This window comes from Oerskovia enterophila (genome assembly GCF_001692445.1).
Classification (GTDB): Bacteria; Actinomycetota; Actinomycetes; order Actinomycetales; family Cellulomonadaceae; genus Oerskovia; species Oerskovia enterophila.
The window spans coordinates 1-18,039 of the sequence record NZ_MAQA01000071.1 but is presented as its reverse complement, the minus strand read 5'-3'; the positions used below and the strand labels follow the sequence as shown (position 1 = coordinate 18,039).

Genomic DNA, 18,039 nt, shown 5'->3' with positions numbered 1-18,039 from the left:
CATACGGATCCTTCGGTCGGGGTGGTCGGGGTGGCCTGTTTGGCATGGACGGCCGACGGGCTCGCCCCGGCCCGCCGGGCCAGGACGTCCGAGCGGACGGGGACCACGAGCGGCCAGCCCTCGGGATCTGCGACGAGGTGGGCGCGGATCCCGAACACCTGCTCGACGAGGTCGGTGGTCAGCACCTCCTGGGGACGCCCCTGGGCCACGACCGCGCCGTCCTTCATGAGGACGAGGTGCGTGGCGTACCGGACCGCGAGGTTGAGGTCGTGCAGCACGGCCACGACCGTGCGGCCCTCGTGGTGCAGGCGCGCGCACGTGTCGAGCACGTCGATCTGGTGCGCGACGTCCAGGAACGTCGTGGGCTCGTCGAGCAGCAGCAGCGACGTCTCCTGCGCGAGCGCCATGGCGATCCACACGCGCTGGCGCTGCCCGCCCGACAGCTCGCTCACGCGGCGGGTCGACAGGTCGAGCGTGTCGGTCGCCAGCAGCACCTCGTCGATCACGCGGTGGTCCTCGGCCGAGAGCGCCCGCAGGAAGCCCTGGTGCGGGTGCCGGCCGCGCGCGACCAGGTCGCGGACGCGGATGCCGTCGGGCCCGAGCGGGGCCTGCGGCAGGAACGCGAGCCGGCGCGCGACCTCGCGCGGCGGCATCGAGGTGACCACGCGCCCGTCGAGCTCGACCGTCCCGGCGCTGGGCCGCAGGATGCGCGCGAGCGCGAGCAGGAGGGTCGACTTGCCGCAGCCGTTGGGCCCGACGATCACGGTCAGCTCGCCCTCGAGGATCTCGAGGTCGACGCCCTGGAGCACGTCGCGCCGGCCGTAGCCGACACGCAGGCCGGCGGTGGTGAGGCTCATCGCGCGGCCACGGGGAACGCGACGTCGGGCGTCCGGGCGCTGCGGACGTCGGGGCCTTCCCCGCCCGACGGCGTCGCGCGGCCCGCGTCGCTCTCCTCGCCCGGTGCGGTGCCTCGGCGAGAGAGGACCGAGGCGAGCACCTCGCCGGCGCGGACGCCGAGCGTCGAGAGCAGGGTCGAGGAGAGCCCGTGCGAGTGCTCGGACTGTCCCACGAGGTAGAGGCCCGCGTCGGTGGGCTCCGTCAGGCGCACGCGGTGGTCGCGGTGCAGGTCCAGGGCGCCGTCGGCGTCGCGGCCCAGGAGTCCTGCGGCCTCCCGGCCGGGGGCTGTGGCGGCCGATGACGGCTTCGTGCGCAGCCCCTCGTCGTCCCGCGATCCGCCGAGCAGCGTCGTGGGATCCAGCGGGCGGTAGCCCGTCGCGAGCACCACGAGGTCGGCGTCCAGGACGGCCGTGGTCCCCGTGAGGTTCTCGGCGAGCGTGAGGGCGACAGGACCGTCCGACGGGTCGCGCACGTCGAGCACCTCGGTGCAGCGGTGCCAGTGCAGGCGGTCGCGACCGAGCCACCGGTCGCGGTACTCGTGCTCGTGCAGCGCGCGGATGGTCTCCTCGGCCACGACCGAGTAGTTGGTGTTGCGGTGGTGCGCCATGAGCTGGGCGCGGCCCGCGGGCGGGGCGTCGTAGAAGACGTCGACCGCGCCCGGGTCGAACACCGAGTTGGCGTAGGGCGTCGAGTCCGAGGGCGAGAAGCCGTAGCGCCGCGACACCGAGCGGACCTCGGCCCCGGGGAACCGGTCGTAGAGGTCGAGCATGATCTCGGCCGCGCTCTGCCCGGCTCCCACGACCACGGCACGCCGCACGTCGTGGTCGACGAGCGCGACCCGGTCGAGGTAGCGCTGGTTGTGCCACACGCGGTCCGACTCGACGACCCCGGAGGGGAGGCGCGCCTGGAGTCCTGCGGCGACCACCACGTCGCGCGCCCTGGTCGTGCTGCGGCCCTGCGCGTCCGCGACCGTGACGTCGAACGCGACGACCCGTCCGCCGTCGCGCACCGGGACCACCGTCTCGACCGTGGACCCGTAGCGCGTGACCCCGGCGAGCCGGGCCGCGGCCCACCGCAGGTACGCGGCGAACTCGACGCGCAGGGGCGTGAGGCTGCCCCGGTTGAGGAAGTCGACGAGCCGCTCCTGCTCGTGCAGGAACGCGAGGAACGAGTAGTCGCTCGTGGGGTTGCGCAGGGTCACGAGGTCCTTGGCGAACGCGACCTGCATGTGGGCGCCTTCGAAGAGCATCCCGTGGTGCCAGCGCGAGGTCGCCTGGCGCTCGTGGAAGACCGCACTCAGCGGCTCGTCGGACACGGCGTTGTGCTCCTCGACCGCGATCGCGAGCGCCATGTTGGAGGGGCCGAAGCCGAGGCCCAGGAGGTCGACGTCGACCTCGTGGCCGGGGTGGCGGGGGTCCTGCGTGCGGGAAGGGTTGCTCATCGCGGGCTCCACGGCTGGGTGCGGGGTTCGGGGTCGGCGGGTGCCGCGGGCGCGGCGGCCGGGTGGGCGCGGTCGACCTTGCCGACCGCGGTGGTGGCGAGCGCCTCGACGGTCTCGAAGCGGTCGGGGACCTTGTAGGCCGCGATGCCCCGCTCGCGCAGGAAGCAGCGCAGCACGGGACCGGTCGGCGCGACCGCCCCGGGCCGTGCCACGACGCGCGCGATCGCGCGCTCGCCCAGGTACTCGTCGGGCTCGCCGACGACGCTCGCGTCGAGCACGCCGGGATGGGCGCGCAGGTGGTTCTCGACCTCGGCGGGCGCGATCTTCTCTCCCCCGCGGTTGATCTGCTCCTTGGCCCGGCCCACGACCGTGAGGTAGCCGTCGGCGTCGCGCGTCACGAGGTCCCCCGTGCGGTAGAAGCCGTCGGCGGTGAACGAGCGGGCGTCGTGCTCGGGGGCCCGGTAGTAGCCGCGGATCGTGTACGGACCGCGGGTCAGCAGGTGCCCGGGCTCACCGGGCGGCACCGGGTGGTCGTCGTCGTCCACGACGAGGACCTCGTCGGCCGGGGAGACGGGCCGCCCCTGCGTCCCGACGACGACCTCGCGCGGGTCGCCCGCCCGGGTGTAGCAGACGAGCCCCTCGGCCATGCCGAAGACCTGCTGGAGCGTGTCCCCGAACACCTCGATCAGGCGTTCGGCCGCGCTCGTCCCGAGCTTGGCTCCCCCGACCTGGAGGACCTGGAGCGAGGAGAGGTCGTGCGCCGCGACGAGCGGCGAGGCCGCCCAGACGTGCGCGAGCGGCGGCACGAGCGCCACGTGCGTGACCCGGTGCCGCTCGATCAGGGCGAACGCGACGTCGGGCGCGCCGTGCGGGGACAGGACGACGGTCCCGCCCGCGTGCAGCACACCCAGGACGCCGGGTGACGTGAGGCCGTAGTTGTGCGCGACGGGGAGCGCCGCGAGATAGGCCGAGTCCGGTCCGAGGCCGCAGATCCGCGCGCTCTCGCGCACCGAGTACAGGTAGTCGGCGTGCGTGCGCGGGATGAGCTTGGGCGTGCCCGTGGTCCCGCCCGAGAGCTGGAGGAGCACGACGTCGGACGGGTGGGCGGCGTCCTCGAACGGGCCGTGGGCCGCTGCGAGGTCCGCGCGGCGCACGTCGTCGAGGGAGTGCACCGCGACGTCACCCCGCTCGTCGTGCCCCGACAGGCCCGGCGCTGCCGGAGGGCCGCCCGCCACCACGACGTGCCGCACCGACCCGACGGCGTCACCGACCTCGCGGGCCAGGGCAGCGTGGTCGAAGCCCTGCTCGACGCTCGCGGACACGAGCGCCACGGCGCCCGTGCGGGCCGCGAAGTACTCGACCTCGGTGCGGCGGTGGGCGGGCAGCGCGAGGACGGGCACGATCCCCGACCGGCCCAGCGCGACGAGCACCTCGACGAGCTCGCACGCGCTCGGGAGCTGGACCACCACGCGGTCGCCCCAGCGCGGCGAACCCGTGCGCGAGCTCGTCGGCCGCGCGGTCGAGGTCGGCATACGTGAGGGCACGGGCCCCGTCGACGAGCGCCGTCGCGTCGGGCCGGGCAGCAGCGGCGTCGCGCACGAGCGAGCCGAGCGTCTGGTCGGTCCAGTACCCGGCCGCGCGGTAGCGGTCGGCGGCATCGGCCGGCACCGGGACCACGCCGTCGAGGAGGAGCGGTGCGGGGTGCGTGGGCTGCCGTGCGGGGAGTGCGCTCACGAGACCCCGCCCAGCGCGGACAGCAGCGTCGAGAACTTCACCGCGGTCTCGGCGTGCTCGCCCTCGGGCGTGGACCCGACGACGACGCCCGCCCCCGCGAACAGCCGCACGTCGGCGCCGCGCACCACGCCGCAGCGCAGCACGATCGCCCACTCGCCGTTCCCGGCCTGGTCGGCCCAGCCCACGAGGCCCGTGTAGAAGCCGCGGTCGAACGGTTCGAGGGAACCGATGAGCTCGCGCGCAGCGTCCTGCGGGTGGCCGCAGACCGCGGGCGTGGGGTGCAGCGCGTACACGACGTCGAGCACCGAGGTCCCGGACGTCAGGCGGGCCGTGAGGGGCGTGCCCAGGTGCCACAGGTGCGAGGTCGCGACGAGCTCGGGGGTCGCGGGCACGTCCAGGTCCTCCTCGCGGTCGACGTACGCGCGCAGCACCTCGCGGATCGCGTCGGTCACGAACGCGTGCTCGCGCAGGTCCTTCTCCGAGGCCAGGAGCCGCTGGGCGGTCGCGCGGTCCTCGTCGGGATCGGCCGAGCGCGGGGCCGATCCCGCGAGCGGGTGGCTGTGGAGCACGCCGTCGCGCACCGAGACCAGGAGCTCGGGGCTCGCCCCGACCAGGTGCCCCTGGTCGCCGGGCAGCTCGACGTCGAACACGTACGCGTCCGGGTTGGCCCGCCGCACGGCCGCGCGCACGGCGCCGCGGTCGAGCGGCTCGGGTGCGGACACGTCGAGCGTGCGCGCCAGGACGACCTTCTCGGCCGCGCCGTCCTCGAGCCGGGACACGGCCCGCCCGACGGCGGCGCGGAAGACCGCGTCGTCGCGTCCGGGCAGCGCGTGCTCGGGCCGGGCGACGGGTAGCGGGCCCTCCTCGGAGGTGTCTGCCGGTGCGCCGCTGGAGACCACGGGGTGCCACGACTGGTGCGCCGGCACCACGAGGTGCGCGGGGCGCGAGGGGTCGAACGGGATGGCGCCGACAAGGATCGGCGCGGGCTCGCCGGCCCACCGGGCCCCGGCCGCGCGGGCCAGCAGCTCGTGCGCTGCGCCCGCGACGGCCGGCCCGTCCCACGACGGCACGTCGAGCCGCGCACGGACGCCGTGCGCGACGAGGCCCGTCCGGGGCGACGCGAAACGGAACTCGGCGTGGCCGGGCGAGGCTCCGTCGTCGGGCGTCCAGGTGGGAGCCGCGGAGGCCGAGGTCTCCGGGGTGTCCGGGGTTTCTGGGGCGCGGTGCGGGCGGCGTGCGTGCGCCGGGTCGAGAGCGACCGCGGGCATCTTCGTGGGAGGTGCCGGGTCGTCGAGCACGGTGAAGCCGGTCATGAGGCGTCCTCGTCGGTGTCGATGGGTGCATGAAGGCCTGCGCGGTCGTCCGCAGGGTGACGTGCGAGAGGTCGTGCGGTGACGCGGGGGTGGGTGGTGCGACGGTCAGCGGAGCGTGGCGCCACCGTCGACGACGAGCTCGTGCACCGTGATGTGCCGGGCCGCGTCCGAGGCCAGGAAGACCACCGCGGCGGCCACGTCCTGCACCTCGGCGAGACGCCCCAGCGGGATGCCGAGCCGGAAGTCCTGCGGCGCGCCGGCCACGACGCGGGCCTCGGCCGGCTCGTCGAGGACGGGGACGTCGTCGGACCCCGGGGACCCGGCGAGCGCCGCGAGCATGGGCGTGCGGGTCGAGCCCGGCGAGACCACGTTGCAGCGGACCCCGAACGGTGCGAGCTCGAGACCGAGCGACCGGGTCAGGCTCGACGCCGCGGCCTTCGAGGCCGCGTACGCGGCCATGCCGACGCGCGGGACGCCCGCGGCGTTCGAGGCGACCGTGACGATCGCGCCGCGCCGACGGGAGGACAGACATCGGGCGACCTCGCGCGAGACCAGGTAGACGCCCGTCGCGTTGACCGCGAGCATGCGCTGCCAGTCCGCGAGCGAGGACTCGGTCACGACCCCCGGGCGCAGGACGCCCGCGGCGTTGACGAGGACCTCGAGGGGTCCGACCTCGTCCTCGACCCAGCGGACCAGGCGAGCCACGTCCTGCTCGTCGGTGACGTCGAGGCGCACCGGGACGACGGTGCCCGGGGTGCTCGGCGCGGCGGCCGGGACGGGCGCGGTGCCGCCGTGCCGCGCCTCGGCCGGGTGCGCAGGAACGGTCGGGCGGTCGAGGTCGGCCGCCACGACGACGTAGCCCTCGGCGGCGAACGCGTGCACGACCGCGGCCCCGATGCCGCCCGCGGCACCGGTCACGAGGACGACGCGCGTGCTCATGCCCCCGCCACCGCGGGGACGCGTGCCCCGAGGTGCGTCAGCACGTCGTCGGTCGTCGCCACGACCGCACACCGGTCCGCGGCCCAGGCGAGGGCCTGGCGGTGGTGCGCGAGCGAGAAGTCCGCGACGGCGTCTCCGACGAGGAACGGCTGGACGTCGTGCATGAACGCGTCGCACGCCGTGACGAGGCAGCCGATGTGGGCGTAGACGCCCGTCACGACGAGCTGGTCTCGCCCCTGCTCGCGCAGGAGGTCGCGCAGGCCCGTGCGGACGAACGCGTCGTAGCGCCACTTGGTCAGCAGGGTGTCCCCCGGCTGCGGTGCGAGCGCGTCGATCACGACGTCGGTGCCGTCGTCCGGGATGCCCGGGCCCCAGAAGTCCGTGAGCAGGCCGCGGTCGGCGGGCTGCTGCGCGGGCGGCTGAGCGGTCAGGACGACCGGGATGCCGAGCTCGCGCGCCGTCGCGGCGAGCCGGGAGATGTTGCCGACGGCGTCCCGCAGGGCGGGAGACGCCGGGTCGAACGCGTCCACGAAGTACTGCTGCATGTCGTGGACGAGGAGCACCGCGCGAGCAGGGTCGACCTGCCAGGTCACGCGGTTGCTCGGGTACTCGTGCGGTGCCGGGCCGTCGTAGGCGGCGATCGTCGGCAGTCCCATGGTCCCCCCCAGAGCCAGGTGTATCGAGCGGTTTGTCGGGTGAGTTAGGTAAACCTTTCCTCACTGAGGTAGACCTAAGCACACTGTCGACCCGCCCGAAAAGGGGTGTCCACGGAACGGACAGATCGTGACGATCTGCCATCTCGTTCGCGGGGCGACAGGCTCGCCACAGGGAGGCGCCTCCTCGGCGAGCTCCCCGCACCCCGCCCCGCACCCGGGGAACGCCGAAGGGCCGCCCGGCCAGGTCTCCCTGGCCGGACGGCCCTTCGTGTCAGCTGCGCAGGCTCCTAGGAGCCCGGCCGCGTGAGCGGACGGATCAGAAGTCCATGCCGCCCATGCCGCCGTCGCCACCCGGCATCGGCTGGTTCTTCTCCGGCTTGTCCGCGACGACGGCCTCGGTCGTCAGGAAGAGCGCTGCGATGGACGCAGCGTTCTGCAGCGCGGAGCGCGTGACCTTGACCGGGTCGTTGACGCCTGCGGCGAGCAGGTCCTCGTAGACGCCGGTCGCGGCGTTCAGGCCGTGGCCCGAGGGGAGGTTGCGGACCTTCTCGGCCACGACGCCACCCTCGAGACCGGCGTTGATCGCGATCTGCTTGAGCGGGGCGTCGATCGCGGCGCGCACGATCTGCGCACCGGTCGCCTCGTCGCCGACCAGGTCGGTGATCGCAGCGGTCTCGAACGCGACGGCGCCGGCCTGGATGAGAGCCACGCCACCACCGGCGACGATGCCCTCCTCGACGGCAGCCTTCGCGTTGCGGACGGCGTCCTCGATGCGGTGCTTGCGCTCCTTGAGCTCCACCTCGGTCGCGGCGCCGGCCTTGATGACAGCGACACCACCGGCGAGCTTGGCGAGGCGCTCCTGGAGCTTCTCGCGGTCGTAGTCGGAGTCCGACTTCTCGATCTCGGAACGGATCTGGTTCACGCGACCCGCGATGAGGTCGGCGTCGCCGGCACCCTCGACGATCGTGGTCTCGTCCTTGGTGACGACGACCTTGCGAGCCTGGCCGAGCAGGTCGAGGGTCGCGGTCTCCAGCTTGAGGCCGACCGTCTCGGAGATGACCTGGCCACCCGTGAGGATCGCGATGTCCTGCAGCATGGCCTTGCGGCGGTCGCCGAAGCCCGGAGCCTTGACGGCGACGGACTTGAAGGTGCCACGGATCTTGTTCAGCACGAGGGTGGCCAGGGCCTCGCCCTCGACGTCCTCGGCGATGATGAGGAGGCTGCGGCCGGCCTTCATGACCTGGTCGAGCAGCGGCAGCAGGTCCTTGACGTTCGAGATCTTCGACTCGACGATCAGGACGTACGGGTCCTCGAGGACCGCTTCCTGACGCTCGGGGTCGGTCTCGAAGTAGCGGGCCAGGAAGCCCTTGTCGAAGCGCATGCCCTCGGTGAGCTCGAGCTCGAGGCCGAACGTGTTCGACTCCTCGACGGTGATGACGCCTTCCTTGCCCACCTTGTCGAGGGCCTCGGCGATGAGCTCGCCGATCGCGGGGTCACCGGCCGAGATCGCGGCCGTGGCGGCGATCTCTTCCTTGGTCTCGATGTCCTTGGCAGCGACGAGCAGCTGGGCCGTCACGGCCTCGACAGCCTTCTCGATGCCGCGCTTGAGGGCGATCGGATTGGACCCGGCCGCGACGTTGCGCAGGCCCTCGCGCACGAGCGCCTGGGCGAGCACGGTCGCGGTGGTGGTGCCGTCACCCGCGACGTCGTCGGTCTTCTTGGCGACCTCCTTGACGAGCTCCGCACCGATCTTCTCGTACGGGTCGTCGAGCTCGATCTCCTTGGCGATGCTCACACCATCGTTGGTGATGGTGGGCGCGCCCCACTTCTTGTCGAGGACGACGTTGCGGCCCTTGGGGCCGAGCGTGACCTTCACGGTGTCGGCGAGGACGTTGAGCCCGCGCTCCATCCCGCGACGTGCCTCCTCGTTGAAGGCGATGATCTTTGCCATGGGGATTGATCCTCCGCTGGTGGCGTGTGACGGTCGGTCGGCGCCCGCGACGGACGGCTCGCGCACGACGACGTTCCTGTCACGCCGACTCGCGGGCCTCACCTGACGACCAGAGAAAACTGTCACTCTCATGACGAGAGTGCTAACGCCATTATTGGCACTCTGCCCGGACGAGTGCAAGGCCGTTCGGTCGCTATCGCCCCCAGCGGAACGACGCACGTCCGGCTCGTCCTAGGATGCCCAGTGTGAGTTTCGCGACAAAGAGGTGGCGACTGGCGGTGCTGGGAGCGGCGATCGCCCCCGTCGTGGTGCTCGTGACGGCCGGGGCCACCCCGTCCCCGCAGCCGACCGACGTCCAGATCGACCTGTACCAGGACGGCGTCGCGACCGCGGCCCCCGGCGTCCTCCTGCGCCTTCCCGCAGGCATGGGCGCCACCTACCTCGAGGGCAGCAGGGTCCTCGACCCCGCGGCCCTCGACCCCGCCTGGCTCACGGACGGGATCGACCCCTCCGACGGCGAGGTCGACCGGCTCAGCCAGGTCGCGGGCTCTCCCGTGACCGCCGGCTCGCTGCTCGACGTCGCGAGCGCCGAGCGCTCCGCGGCCTCGTCCAGGGCCTGGCTCGCCGACGGCCGGGTCCCGGGCGCCGGCACCCGCTTCGAGGGGCTCGGCGAGGACGCCCTCCTCGACCTGCACGCCCTGACGCTCGAGAACGGTGCCTCGCTCGCCGCCGCGTCCCCGCGCTGGCGCTTCGTGTGGCCGCGCGACTCGTCGTTCACCGCGGCCGCGTACGCGCGGACCGGTCACGTCGACGACGCCTTGCGCGTGCTCGACTTCCTGCGCTCGGTCCAGGAGCCCGACGGCTCGTTCCACGCCCGCTACCTCCCCGACGCCTCCGGGGTCCCCGACGACCGCGGGATCCAGTCGGACGGGAACGGGTGGGCCCTGTGGTCGGCATGGACCGTGCTCGACGAGATCGAGGACCCCGAGGACCGGGAGGACGCGCGGGAGCGCCTCGCTCCGCTCGTCGACGCCTCGACCGCTCACGTGATCGCCCTGCTCGACGACGACACCGACCTGCCTCCCCCGTCGAGCGACTACTGGGAGGTGCACCCGACCGACCTGACCCTCGGGACCGCCGCGCCCCTGCTCGCCGGGCTCGAGGGGGCCATGGGGTTCTACCGCGACGGCGAGCAGTGGGACCGTGCGGCCGACGCGGCGAGCGCCGCGATGCGCCTGCGGACGGCGATCGAGGACCGGTTCGGTTCCCAGGGCTACCCGCGCGCCGTGTCGGGCGGGGCGCAGGACGCCGCGACCACGTTCGCGCTCCCCCCGTTCCAGCCCACGGCGCTCGACGGGGCCGAGGACGCCTGGCGCTCCTCGGTCATGTCGATGCTCCGTCCGGCCGGGGGTGTGGCTCCGGGAGCAGGGTGGCGCGCCGACGGCGTCTCCTGGACGCCCCAGACCGCGCTGTTCGCCCTCGCGGGCGCCTCGATCGGTGAGGAGGAGGCCGCCGAGAGCTGGCTCGACTGGCTCGCGGCGCACCGGACGGCCTCCGGCGCGATCCCCGAGAAGGTCCTCGCCGACGGCTCCCCCGCGGCGGTCGCACCGCTCACGTGGAGCTCGTCGCTCGTGGTGCTGACCCTGGTCGAGCTCGAGGACCGGCGCATCGAGGCTGCCGGCGTCCTGGATCCCTGAGCCGGGCCGCGTCCGACCGCGAGGCGTGCGCGCCCGCCCGCCCCGGTGGCCCTTGCTGTCAGGGCGCGAGGACCGGCAGGTGCGGGACGTCGAACTCCCGGCGCAGGACGCGCTGGGCCGCGTACCAGCCCCCGAGCCCGTGGACCCCGGGGCCCGGCGGGGTCGAGGCCGAGCAGAGGTAGACCCCGTCGAGGCCCGTCGCGTACGGGTCGAGGCGCGCGGTCGGGCGCGCGAGGACGCGCCACATGCTGACGGCCCCCGCCGCGATGTCCCCACCCACGTAGTTGGCGTTGTGCTCGCTCATGCGCGCCGCGGGCACGCACCGCGAGGTCACGACGACGTCGCGGAAGCCGGGAGCGAAGCGTTCGATCTGGGCGGTGATCGCCTCGGTGACGTCGAGCGTTGACCCGGCCGGGACGTGTGCGTACGTCCACAGCGGTCGCAGGTCGCCGACCCTCCGGGACGGATCGACGACGCTCGGGTCGCTCACGAGGACCATGGGCCGCTCGGCGTGGCGACCGGCCTCGACCGCGGCCTCCGCGGCAGCCATCTCGGCGCGAGTGCCGCCCACGTGAACCGTCCCGGCGAGCCCGACCTCGGGGTTCTGCCACGGCACAGGACCGCGCAGCACGAAGTCGACCTTGGCGGCCGCGTTGCCGTAGGGGAATGCCGTGAGCGCCCTGGCGGCACGGCCGGTGAGACGGGAACCGAACACCTCGACCACGGTGCGGGGCGTCGTGTCGAAGATGACGGCCCGGGCCGGGGGGAGGTCCGACTCCGAGCGCACGGGATGATCGGTGACCACCTCGCCGCCGTGCGCCTCCAGGTCCGCGACCAGTGCGGTCACGATCGCCCCCGAGCCGCCGCGAGGGACCGGCCAGCCGCCCTCGGTGTGCGCGAGCGACGCGAGCAGCATCGCGACCCCTGCCGAGGCCAGCGACGGCATGGGGGCGATCCCGTGCGCCGCGACCCCTGTGAAGAGTGCGGGCGCGACGTCCCCCACGAAGCGCCGGTCCCAGGCCCGGGTGCCCTGCTCGAGCACACCGAGGCCGAACCGGGCCGCGGTCGGCACCCCGCGCGGGAGGAGCCCCGCCGGGATGCTCCGTTTGTCGCCCAGAGCGGTCGCGACCGCATGGCCCGTGTTCCGGGACAGCGAGCCGACGAGCGAACGCCAGGCGGCGCCGTCGACCCCCAGCCCGTCGACCGTCCGGTCGAGGTCCCGGTAGGCGATCCCCGCGCGACCGCCCGGCAGCGGCTGGGCGTACGAGACGTCGGGGACGAGCAGCTCGACGCCGCGCGACGGCAGGTCGAACGCCTGGAAGAACGGCGACGCCCACGCCATGGGGTGCACGGCGGAACAGATGTCGTGGACCATGCCCTCGGCCAGACCCAGGTCCAGGGTGCGGGACCCGCCCCCGACCGTGGGCTGCGCCTCCAGGACCCGCACGGACAGCCCCGCCCTGGCGCACGTCACCGCCGCGGCGAGGCCGTTCGGCCCGGATCCGACGACGACGACGTCCACCTCGGTCAGGTGACGCGCGGGGGTCACGGTGTTCAGAGCGGGCGCACCTGTTCGGCCTGCGGGCCCTTCTGCCCCTGCCCCGGCTCGTACTCGACGGCCTGTCCCTCGTCGAGGGTGCGGTAGCCGTCGTTCTGGATCGCGCTGAAGTGGACGAAGAGGTCCTGACCGCCCGAGTCGGGGGTGATGAACCCGAACCCCTTCTCGGCGTTGAACCACTTGACGGTGCCCTGAGCCATGGAAGGTCTCCTCGTGTGCGGCGCGTGCGTGCCGCGGGTCGCCCGCGAGCGACCACCGCCCTCGGTGCCTCCGAGCCTAGCCCGCGGGCTGCACCCCGTCACCGGTACGCGCGATGCGGTCCCTGCGAGGACGTTCCGACGGGGACGGCACCGTGGACCTGCGCGCGACGATCCGCGACGGATCAGGGAGCGACGGTCAGCGCTGACTTCACGATGACGACGACGTCGCCCTCCCGGACGGCGACCTGCGTGACCTGCTCCGCGGGGATGCCCAGGACCGCGGCGACCGCCATCGCCGTCTCCTTGCGGTCCGCCGCGTACCAGATCGAGTTGACCGTGACGCCCGAGTCGCCGGGGTAGGCCTCGAACTTCACGTTCGTGAACCCCTTGGCGTCCAGGGCCGCCTTGCCGACGCGGGACTCGCCCTCGGGCCCCTTGTCGTTGAGGACGCGGACGAACGCTCCCTTGTCGGCTGCTGCCAGCAGTGCGTTGATGTCGGTCGCGGGGTCCGCGGGCTCCTCGACCGGGGTCTCCTCGGTCACGGGCTCCTCCTCGACCGGGGTCTCCTCGGTCGCGGGGTCCCCTGCAGCGGGGTCCTCGGCGGGGGCCGACGCCGCCGGTGGCTTGGCATCTGCCTCGGGCGTCCCTCCGCCGAACCCACCGGAGACCGCGTAGACGCCACCGATCCCGACCACGGCGAAGATCCCGGCGACGAGCAGGAACGGCCAGGTCTTGCTCCACCTGCTGCGCGGAGCACGGAACACGCCGACGGGCGCGCCCTCGGGCGCGGGGACGTCGAACTCGTCAGGCGCGTAGGGGTAATCGCTCTTGCTCACGCCGACAGGGTAGCCCGTCTCACCCGGCAGGTTAAACGTCGCCGAGTCGGCGGGCGGAGCGAGCACGCTGACGCGTGGACCGCATCCGGCGCAGACGCTTGACGAGCATGGGGTCGTGGGCGAGAGCCTCTGGGGAGTCGATCAGGGCGTTGAGCGCCTGGTAGTAGCGCGTCGCCGTCATGTCGAAGAGCTCGCGGACCGCCTGCTCCTTGGCGCCCGCGTACTTCCACCACTGACGCTCGAACGCGAGGATCTGCTGGTCGCGCTCGGAGAGGCCCGAACCGGTCCCCGTCTCCGTCCCGGCCTCGTCCAGGGACGCAGCGACGAGGTGCTCCGTGTCGGCGAACGCTTCGCTCATGGGCAGTTCCTCACTCGTCGGGGCGTCCGGCACCGGCGAGCGGCGGGGACCTGGGCACCTCCAGCCTACGCGCGAACGACAGGGGTGTCATTCAACGGCTCGCGTACTCTCGCCGCGTGAACAGCTCCGCGACGCCCGTCCCTGCCGACTCCCTCGACCACCCCTCGGCCGCCGTCCCGCAACGGCCGCTCGCCGAGATCATGGCCCCCGACTGGGCGGCCGCCCTGGCCCCCGTCGAGCCGCAGCTGCGCGCCGTGGGCGACTTCCTCCGCGCGGAGACCGCGGCCGGACGTCCGTACCAGCCTGCGCCGGCGGACATCCTGCGGGCCTTCCAGCGACCGCTCGCCGACGTGCGCGTCCTGATCGTCGGTCAGGACCCCTACCCCACGCCCGGCCACGCCATGGGCCTGTCGTTCTCCGTCCAGCCGCACGTGCGTCCCGTGCCGCGCTCGCTCCAGAACATCTACGCCGAGATGGCGACCGACCTGGGCTCCACGACGCCCGCGCACGGCGACCTGTCCGCATGGAGCGACCAGGGCGTCATGCTGCTCAACAGGGTCCTGACGGTCGGCGACGGCGACGCCGGCTCGCACCGTCGCAAGGGCTGGGAGCCCGTCACCGAGGCCGCGATCCGCGCGCTCGTGGCGCGCGACCGCCCGCTCGTCGCGATCCTCTGGGGACGCGACGCCGCGACGCTCAAGCCACTCCTGGGCAGCACGCCCGTGGTCGAGAGCGCGCACCCCAGCCCGCTCTCGGCCCGCCGCGGCTTCTTCGGGTCCCGGCCGTTCTCGCGCGTCGACGAGCTGCTCGTCGCCCAGGGCGCGGCGCCCGTCGACTGGACGCTGCCCACGGCCTGAGGTGCGGCACCTGACCAGGCCGGGTGGCGCCGTCGGGCAGGAAAGTCACGCGACGCACGGCGCCCGTTGTCACACAATGGACCGGTGACCACCTCGCACCCGGACGATGAGAACACGCCCCGATGGGCCAGCTACGTCGCGATCGGCGACTCGTTCACGGAAGGACTCTGGGACCCCTACCCGAACGACCCGGACCGCCAGCGCGGCTGGGCCGACCTCCTCGCAGGGCACCTGTCGACGCGACGCAGCGCCGCGGGCCAGGCCCCGCTCCAGTACGCCAACCTCGCGATCCGCGGTCGGCTCCTGCGCTCGATCCTGACCGAGCAGGTGCCGGCCGCGATCGCGCTCAAGCCCGACCTGGTGAGCCTCATCGGTGGCGGCAACGACATCCTGCGCCCTGCGGCCGACATCGACCGTCTGGCCCGCAACCTCGAGCACGCGGTGGCCCGGCTGCGCGCCGAGGGCATCGACGTCCTCCTGGGCACGGGCTTCGACACGTCGGGGTCACCCCTCGTGGGGCTCACGCGCGGCCGGGTGGGCGTCTACAACACCCACATCTGGTCGATCGCGCGCCGCCACGGCGCGCACGTCCTGGACCTGTGGGGCATGGCGTCGCTCCACGACTGGCGCATGTGGTCCGAGGACCGCATCCACCTGACCCCGGACGGGCACCGCCGCGTCGCGCAGGCCGCGCTCGTGGGCCTGGGCCAGGCGCCCGACGACGCCGCGTGGGACGACCCGTTGTCTCCCCTCCCGCCGGTCCCGCTCCTCGACCGGGCCCGGCAGAACGCCGAGTGGGTGCGGGTGCACGTGTACCCGTGGGCGACGCGGCGGCTCCGGGGCCAGTCCTCGGGCGACCTGCGCGAGCCCAAGGTGCCCGTGCTGACGCCCGTGCAGTCGCAGTAGAGGCGCCCCGGGACAGCACCTGGCCCGGACATGACGAAGGCCGGCGTCTCGCAGCGCGTGCTGCGAGACGCCGGCCTTCGTCGTTCCTGACGGAGCCGCCTGTCGGGTTCGAACCGACGACCTTTCGCTTACAAGGCGAGTGCTCTACCAGCTGAGCTAAGGCGGCACGCCACCCGCGGGCAGCGGCACCCTGAGGTGCGCGAACAGCCTACCGGGTGTCGGGCGCGCGGCCGTCGTCCGTCCCATCGGGGCCACGACGACGGCCGCTCGCTCGGCGAGGCGGGGTCAGCCCTTGGCTGCCTCGACCGCGGCCTGGAGCGCCGTCGGGTCGCTCCAGTTGCCGTCCCAGCGCTCACCGTCGATCGTGATGGTCGGCGTGCCGAAGCCACCGCTCTGCGGGTTGGCGAGGTCCGGGTTCTGCGTCGCGAGGTTGGTCGCGCCCTCGACCCAGTCGCCGAACTCGTCGACCGCGTCCCCCGCGGCGATCTTGTCGGCCACGTCGGCCGGGACGCCCGCGGTCTTGGCGATCTCGGCGATCTGCTGGTCGGTCAGCGTCTCCTTGTTCTCCTCGGGCTGGTTGACGAACATCGCCGAGTTGAACGCGTTGAGCTGCTCGGGAGCGTGCTCGGCGACGTAGGCGGCGGCAGCGGCCGAGCGCGTCGAGAACTGCTGGGCGTTGGCCATGCGGTCGAGGATCGCCACGGGGTGCAGCACGACGTTCACGTCGCCGGCCTCGCGCAGCTGGTCGAGCGAGGCGCCGTTGATCTCCTCGAACTGCCCGCAGATGGGGCACATGTAGTCGAAGTACACGCCGACGTCGACCGCGCCGTCTGTGCTGGTGCCGGCCACGCCGTCGGCACCGATCGAGATACCGGCCGTGTCGTTCGCGGTGCCGGGCGCGGTGACGCCCGTGAGCGGCTCGGTGACGCGGGCCTCCTTCTGGTTCATCGCGGGGATGAACACCCAGAGGAAGGCACCGATGAGGACCGCGAGGCCGCCGACGAGGGCGCCGATCGTGATCGCTCGGTTGCGCTTGTCGCGCTTGGCCTGTGCCTCGCGCAGCGCGAGGGCCTCGGCACGGGCCGCGTCGCGGCGGTCGGCCTTGGTCTGACGGGATTCGTTCGTCGACATGAGAGTCCTTGGAAGTCGTGGTGGCGCGGCGCTCCGGGACGGGGCCGCACTGGTCGCGGAGGATGCGGTCCGTGCCGCGCGCGCCGGGGTGCGGGTGGCACCGGGTCGCGCGGCGGTGACGAGTCGGGTGACGAGTCGTCAGGCGGCCGCGAGCGCGGTCGGTGGCCCGCGCAGCGACCGCACCGCGGCGAGCGCGAGATGGTGCAGGACCTTGGTGGCCGAGCGGACGACCTGACGGCACGCGTGGGCGACAGGGGCGAGCGGGCGGTGCAGCAGCGCCGCGAGGTTCCGGGGGCGCAGGACGTCGACGAACCGGTCACGGACGCGCAGGGCGACGGCGGCGAGGCCGCAGCCCGCGAGCAGGAGCGCGAGGTGCGCCAGCAGCACGGGCAGGGCGAGCACGCCGACGACCGTCACGACCCGCGCGGGGTCTCCCCCGAGGGCGGCGGTCCCGGCCGGGCACTCGGCGGTCTCTCGCAGGAGGGCCAGGTGGACGCCGGCGACGCCCCAGCCCCCGGGCGCCGGCAGGCACTGGTGGACGACGCTGAAGCCGCGGTCCGCGAGGAGGGACAGGGTCCCGACGACGAGCAGGAACCCGGCGACGACGAGCGAGGTCACGGCGGAGAACCGGCGGACCGAGGCCTCCGCGGAGGTCCCGTGGACGGACCGCGCGCGCACGACCGCACGGACCGCTGCGCGTGGCGCGGTCTCGTTCGGGGGCGTTCCGGGCGACGCACCGTGTGGTGCGCCCGGTGCGGACGTCCTGGTCACGGGGTCAGCGTACTCGGACAGTCTGGGAGTTTCCGGTGAAGCAGCAGGATCAGATGCTCGGGGGTGGTCCGGGGAACGGCGCCCACTCGATGGGCGCTCCGTCGCCGAGCGAGAAGAGCACGATCGCGGCGAGCGCGAGGCCCACCACGACCAGGACGATCGCCCCCACCCTCCCCGGCGCGACGTGCACGAGGGTCGTGCGTGCCCCGAAGCGCGTCAGCGCGGAGAGCGGGCCGAACCACGCGAGGAGCACCGCGACCGCCATCGCGAGGCACAGGACCACGGTGAAGACCCAGTCCTCGTTCGCCCCGCCCGCGGACCGCGCCTCGACCGTCTGCAGAGGGGCGAGGACGACCATCCCGGGCGCGAGGATCCACCACGACCCGACCGCGACGAGCAGCCCTCCGCACCCGGCGACGAGCAGCGACGGCAGCGCACCGACGGCAGCCCGCAGCGCGTACCAGGGCACGGCGACCGCGACCCGGACGCCGTCGCTGCGCTGGACGCCCTTGCGCTCGCGGTGCGCGTGGAACGAGTCGGCGGCCACGCCCACGACGCGCGCGGCGACCACGAGCAGGCACAGGAGAACGAACGCGACCCCGGGGTGGCTGCCCGCGAGCAGCACGAGCGGGAGCCCGAGCGCGAGCAGGGTCCCGGTCCGGTGCCGGTGGGACGGGCGGGCGTACCCGTCGGCGGGCGCCGCCACGGGTTGACCGAACGCGTCGAACAGCGGGTCGCGCCCGGGCGGCGCGGCGACCTGCCCCGGGGCCGGCTGCCCGCGATCAGCACGAGCG

Annotated in this window: 16 protein-coding genes, 1 tRNA gene and 1 pseudogene; 3 read left to right on the top strand and 15 right to left on the bottom strand. The window is 73.8% G+C overall.

Features of this window, described 5'->3' with window-relative positions; genetic code table 11:
* The 7 genes from OERS_RS18885 to groL form a co-directional block, all read right to left on the bottom strand.
* Positions 1-857: ABC transporter ATP-binding protein (locus OERS_RS18885; RefSeq protein WP_068627588.1), on the bottom strand; the 857-nt coding region annotated here is incomplete at its 3' end.
* A complete protein-coding gene (locus OERS_RS18880) occupies positions 854-2,338 on the bottom strand; it encodes a lysine N(6)-hydroxylase/L-ornithine N(5)-oxygenase family protein (protein ID WP_068627587.1) in 1,485 nt (494 codons plus the stop codon). The genes OERS_RS18885 and OERS_RS18880, both read right to left, overlap by 4 nt.
* A complete protein-coding gene (locus tag OERS_RS18875; protein ID WP_068627586.1) occupies positions 2,335-3,870 on the bottom strand; it encodes a (2,3-dihydroxybenzoyl)adenylate synthase in 1,536 nt (511 codons plus the stop codon). Before OERS_RS18875 ends, OERS_RS18880 begins: the two co-directional genes overlap by 4 nt.
* Positions 3,871-4,068: 198 nt before the next feature.
* A complete protein-coding gene (locus tag OERS_RS18870) occupies positions 4,069-5,385 on the bottom strand; it encodes an isochorismate synthase (protein ID WP_068627585.1) in 1,317 nt (438 codons plus the stop codon).
* Positions 5,386-5,490: 105 nt separating this feature from the next.
* A complete protein-coding gene (locus OERS_RS18865; protein WP_068627584.1) occupies positions 5,491-6,324 on the bottom strand; it encodes an SDR family oxidoreductase in 834 nt (277 codons plus the stop codon).
* The gene (locus OERS_RS18860) at positions 6,321-6,980 is read right to left on the bottom strand and encodes an isochorismatase family protein (protein ID WP_068627583.1); all 660 of its coding nucleotides are present in this window, start codon (positions 6,978-6,980) and stop codon (positions 6,321-6,323) included. Before OERS_RS18860 ends, OERS_RS18865 begins: the two co-directional genes overlap by 4 nt.
* A gap of 316 nt (positions 6,981-7,296) precedes the next feature.
* Positions 7,297-8,931 carry a chaperonin GroEL gene (gene groL / locus OERS_RS18855; protein ID WP_056645303.1) on the bottom strand — a complete coding sequence of 545 codons (1,635 nt, stop codon included), beginning with the start codon at positions 8,929-8,931 and terminating at the stop codon, positions 7,297-7,299.
* A 236-nt stretch (positions 8,932-9,167) separates the two neighbouring features.
* Between groL and OERS_RS18850 the strand changes: the two genes are divergently transcribed.
* On the top strand, positions 9,168-10,628 hold the full coding sequence (locus OERS_RS18850; protein WP_409365932.1) for a glycoside hydrolase family 15 protein: 1,461 nt from the start codon (positions 9,168-9,170) through the stop codon (positions 10,626-10,628).
* Between the two features lie 58 nt (positions 10,629-10,686).
* On the opposite strand, the gene OERS_RS18845 is transcribed toward OERS_RS18850, so the two are convergent.
* The 4 genes from OERS_RS18845 to OERS_RS18830 form a co-directional block, all read right to left on the bottom strand.
* The gene (locus tag OERS_RS18845; protein ID WP_231907556.1) at positions 10,687-12,177 is read right to left on the bottom strand and encodes a phytoene desaturase family protein; all 1,491 of its coding nucleotides are present in this window, start codon (positions 12,175-12,177) and stop codon (positions 10,687-10,689) included.
* Positions 12,178-12,182: 5 nt separating this feature from the next.
* A complete protein-coding gene (locus tag OERS_RS18840; protein ID WP_056645298.1) occupies positions 12,183-12,386 on the bottom strand; it encodes a cold-shock protein in 204 nt (67 codons plus the stop codon).
* Between the two features lie 182 nt (positions 12,387-12,568).
* Positions 12,569-13,222, bottom strand: coding sequence for a LytR C-terminal domain-containing protein (locus OERS_RS18835; protein ID WP_068706729.1), 654 nt, complete (start codon positions 13,220-13,222; stop codon positions 12,569-12,571).
* 31 nt (positions 13,223-13,253) lie between these two features.
* Complete coding sequence (locus OERS_RS18830; RefSeq protein WP_056645292.1) at positions 13,254-13,580, bottom strand: DUF3263 domain-containing protein; 327 nt, start codon at positions 13,578-13,580, stop codon at positions 13,254-13,256.
* A 116-nt stretch (positions 13,581-13,696) separates the two neighbouring features.
* Between OERS_RS18830 and OERS_RS18825 the strand changes: the two genes are divergently transcribed.
* Positions 13,697-14,437, top strand: coding sequence for a uracil-DNA glycosylase (locus OERS_RS18825; protein WP_282956075.1), 741 nt, complete (start codon positions 13,697-13,699; stop codon positions 14,435-14,437).
* An 84-nt stretch (positions 14,438-14,521) separates the two neighbouring features.
* Positions 14,522-15,343, top strand: coding sequence for an SGNH/GDSL hydrolase family protein (locus OERS_RS18820; protein WP_056645288.1), 822 nt, complete (start codon positions 14,522-14,524; stop codon positions 15,341-15,343).
* 93 nt (positions 15,344-15,436) lie between these two features.
* Here the strand turns inward: OERS_RS18820 and OERS_RS18815 are convergent.
* The 4 genes and pseudogenes from OERS_RS18815 to OERS_RS21650 all read right to left on the bottom strand — a co-directional run.
* A tRNA-Thr gene (locus OERS_RS18815) sits at positions 15,437-15,509 on the bottom strand.
* Positions 15,510-15,628: 119 nt separating this feature from the next.
* The gene (locus tag OERS_RS18810) at positions 15,629-16,474 is read right to left on the bottom strand and encodes a DsbA family protein (RefSeq protein ID WP_068627580.1); all 846 of its coding nucleotides are present in this window, start codon (positions 16,472-16,474) and stop codon (positions 15,629-15,631) included.
* Between the two features lie 138 nt (positions 16,475-16,612).
* The gene (locus OERS_RS18805; RefSeq protein WP_139107947.1) at positions 16,613-17,245 is read right to left on the bottom strand and encodes a hypothetical protein; all 633 of its coding nucleotides are present in this window, start codon (positions 17,243-17,245) and stop codon (positions 16,613-16,615) included.
* A 49-nt stretch (positions 17,246-17,294) separates the two neighbouring features.
* Positions 17,295-18,039: pseudogene (locus OERS_RS21650) on the bottom strand (serine/threonine-protein kinase); the annotation flags it as partial.

What these genes read in the sequence shown, in the direction of transcription:
- OERS_RS18880 (WP_068627587.1), bottom strand. Translation starts at nt 2,338, where the DNA reads ATGAGCAACCCTTCCCGCACGCAGGACCCCCGCCACCCCGGCCACGAG.
- OERS_RS18875 (WP_068627586.1), bottom strand. Translation starts at nt 3,870, where the DNA reads ATGCCGACCTCGACCGCGCGGCCGACGAGCTCGCGCACGGGTTCGCCG.
- OERS_RS18870 (WP_068627585.1), bottom strand. Translation starts at nt 5,385, where the DNA reads ATGACCGGCTTCACCGTGCTCGACGACCCGGCACCTCCCACGAAGATG.
- OERS_RS18865 (WP_068627584.1), bottom strand. Translation starts at nt 6,324, where the DNA reads ATGAGCACGCGCGTCGTCCTCGTGACCGGTGCCGCGGGCGGCATCGGG.
- OERS_RS18860 (WP_068627583.1), bottom strand. Translation starts at nt 6,980, where the DNA reads ATGGGACTGCCGACGATCGCCGCCTACGACGGCCCGGCACCGCACGAG.
- groL (WP_056645303.1), bottom strand. Translation starts at nt 8,931, where the DNA reads ATGGCAAAGATCATCGCCTTCAACGAGGAGGCACGTCGCGGGATGGAG.
- OERS_RS18850 (WP_409365932.1), top strand. Translation starts at nt 9,168, where the DNA reads ATGCCCAGTGTGAGTTTCGCGACAAAGAGGTGGCGACTGGCGGTGCTG.
- OERS_RS18840 (WP_056645298.1), bottom strand. Translation starts at nt 12,386, where the DNA reads ATGGCTCAGGGCACCGTCAAGTGGTTCAACGCCGAGAAGGGGTTCGGG.
- OERS_RS18830 (WP_056645292.1), bottom strand. Translation starts at nt 13,580, where the DNA reads ATGAGCGAAGCGTTCGCCGACACGGAGCACCTCGTCGCTGCGTCCCTG.
- OERS_RS18810 (WP_068627580.1), bottom strand. Translation starts at nt 16,474, where the DNA reads ATGTCGACGAACGAATCCCGTCAGACCAAGGCCGACCGCCGCGACGCG.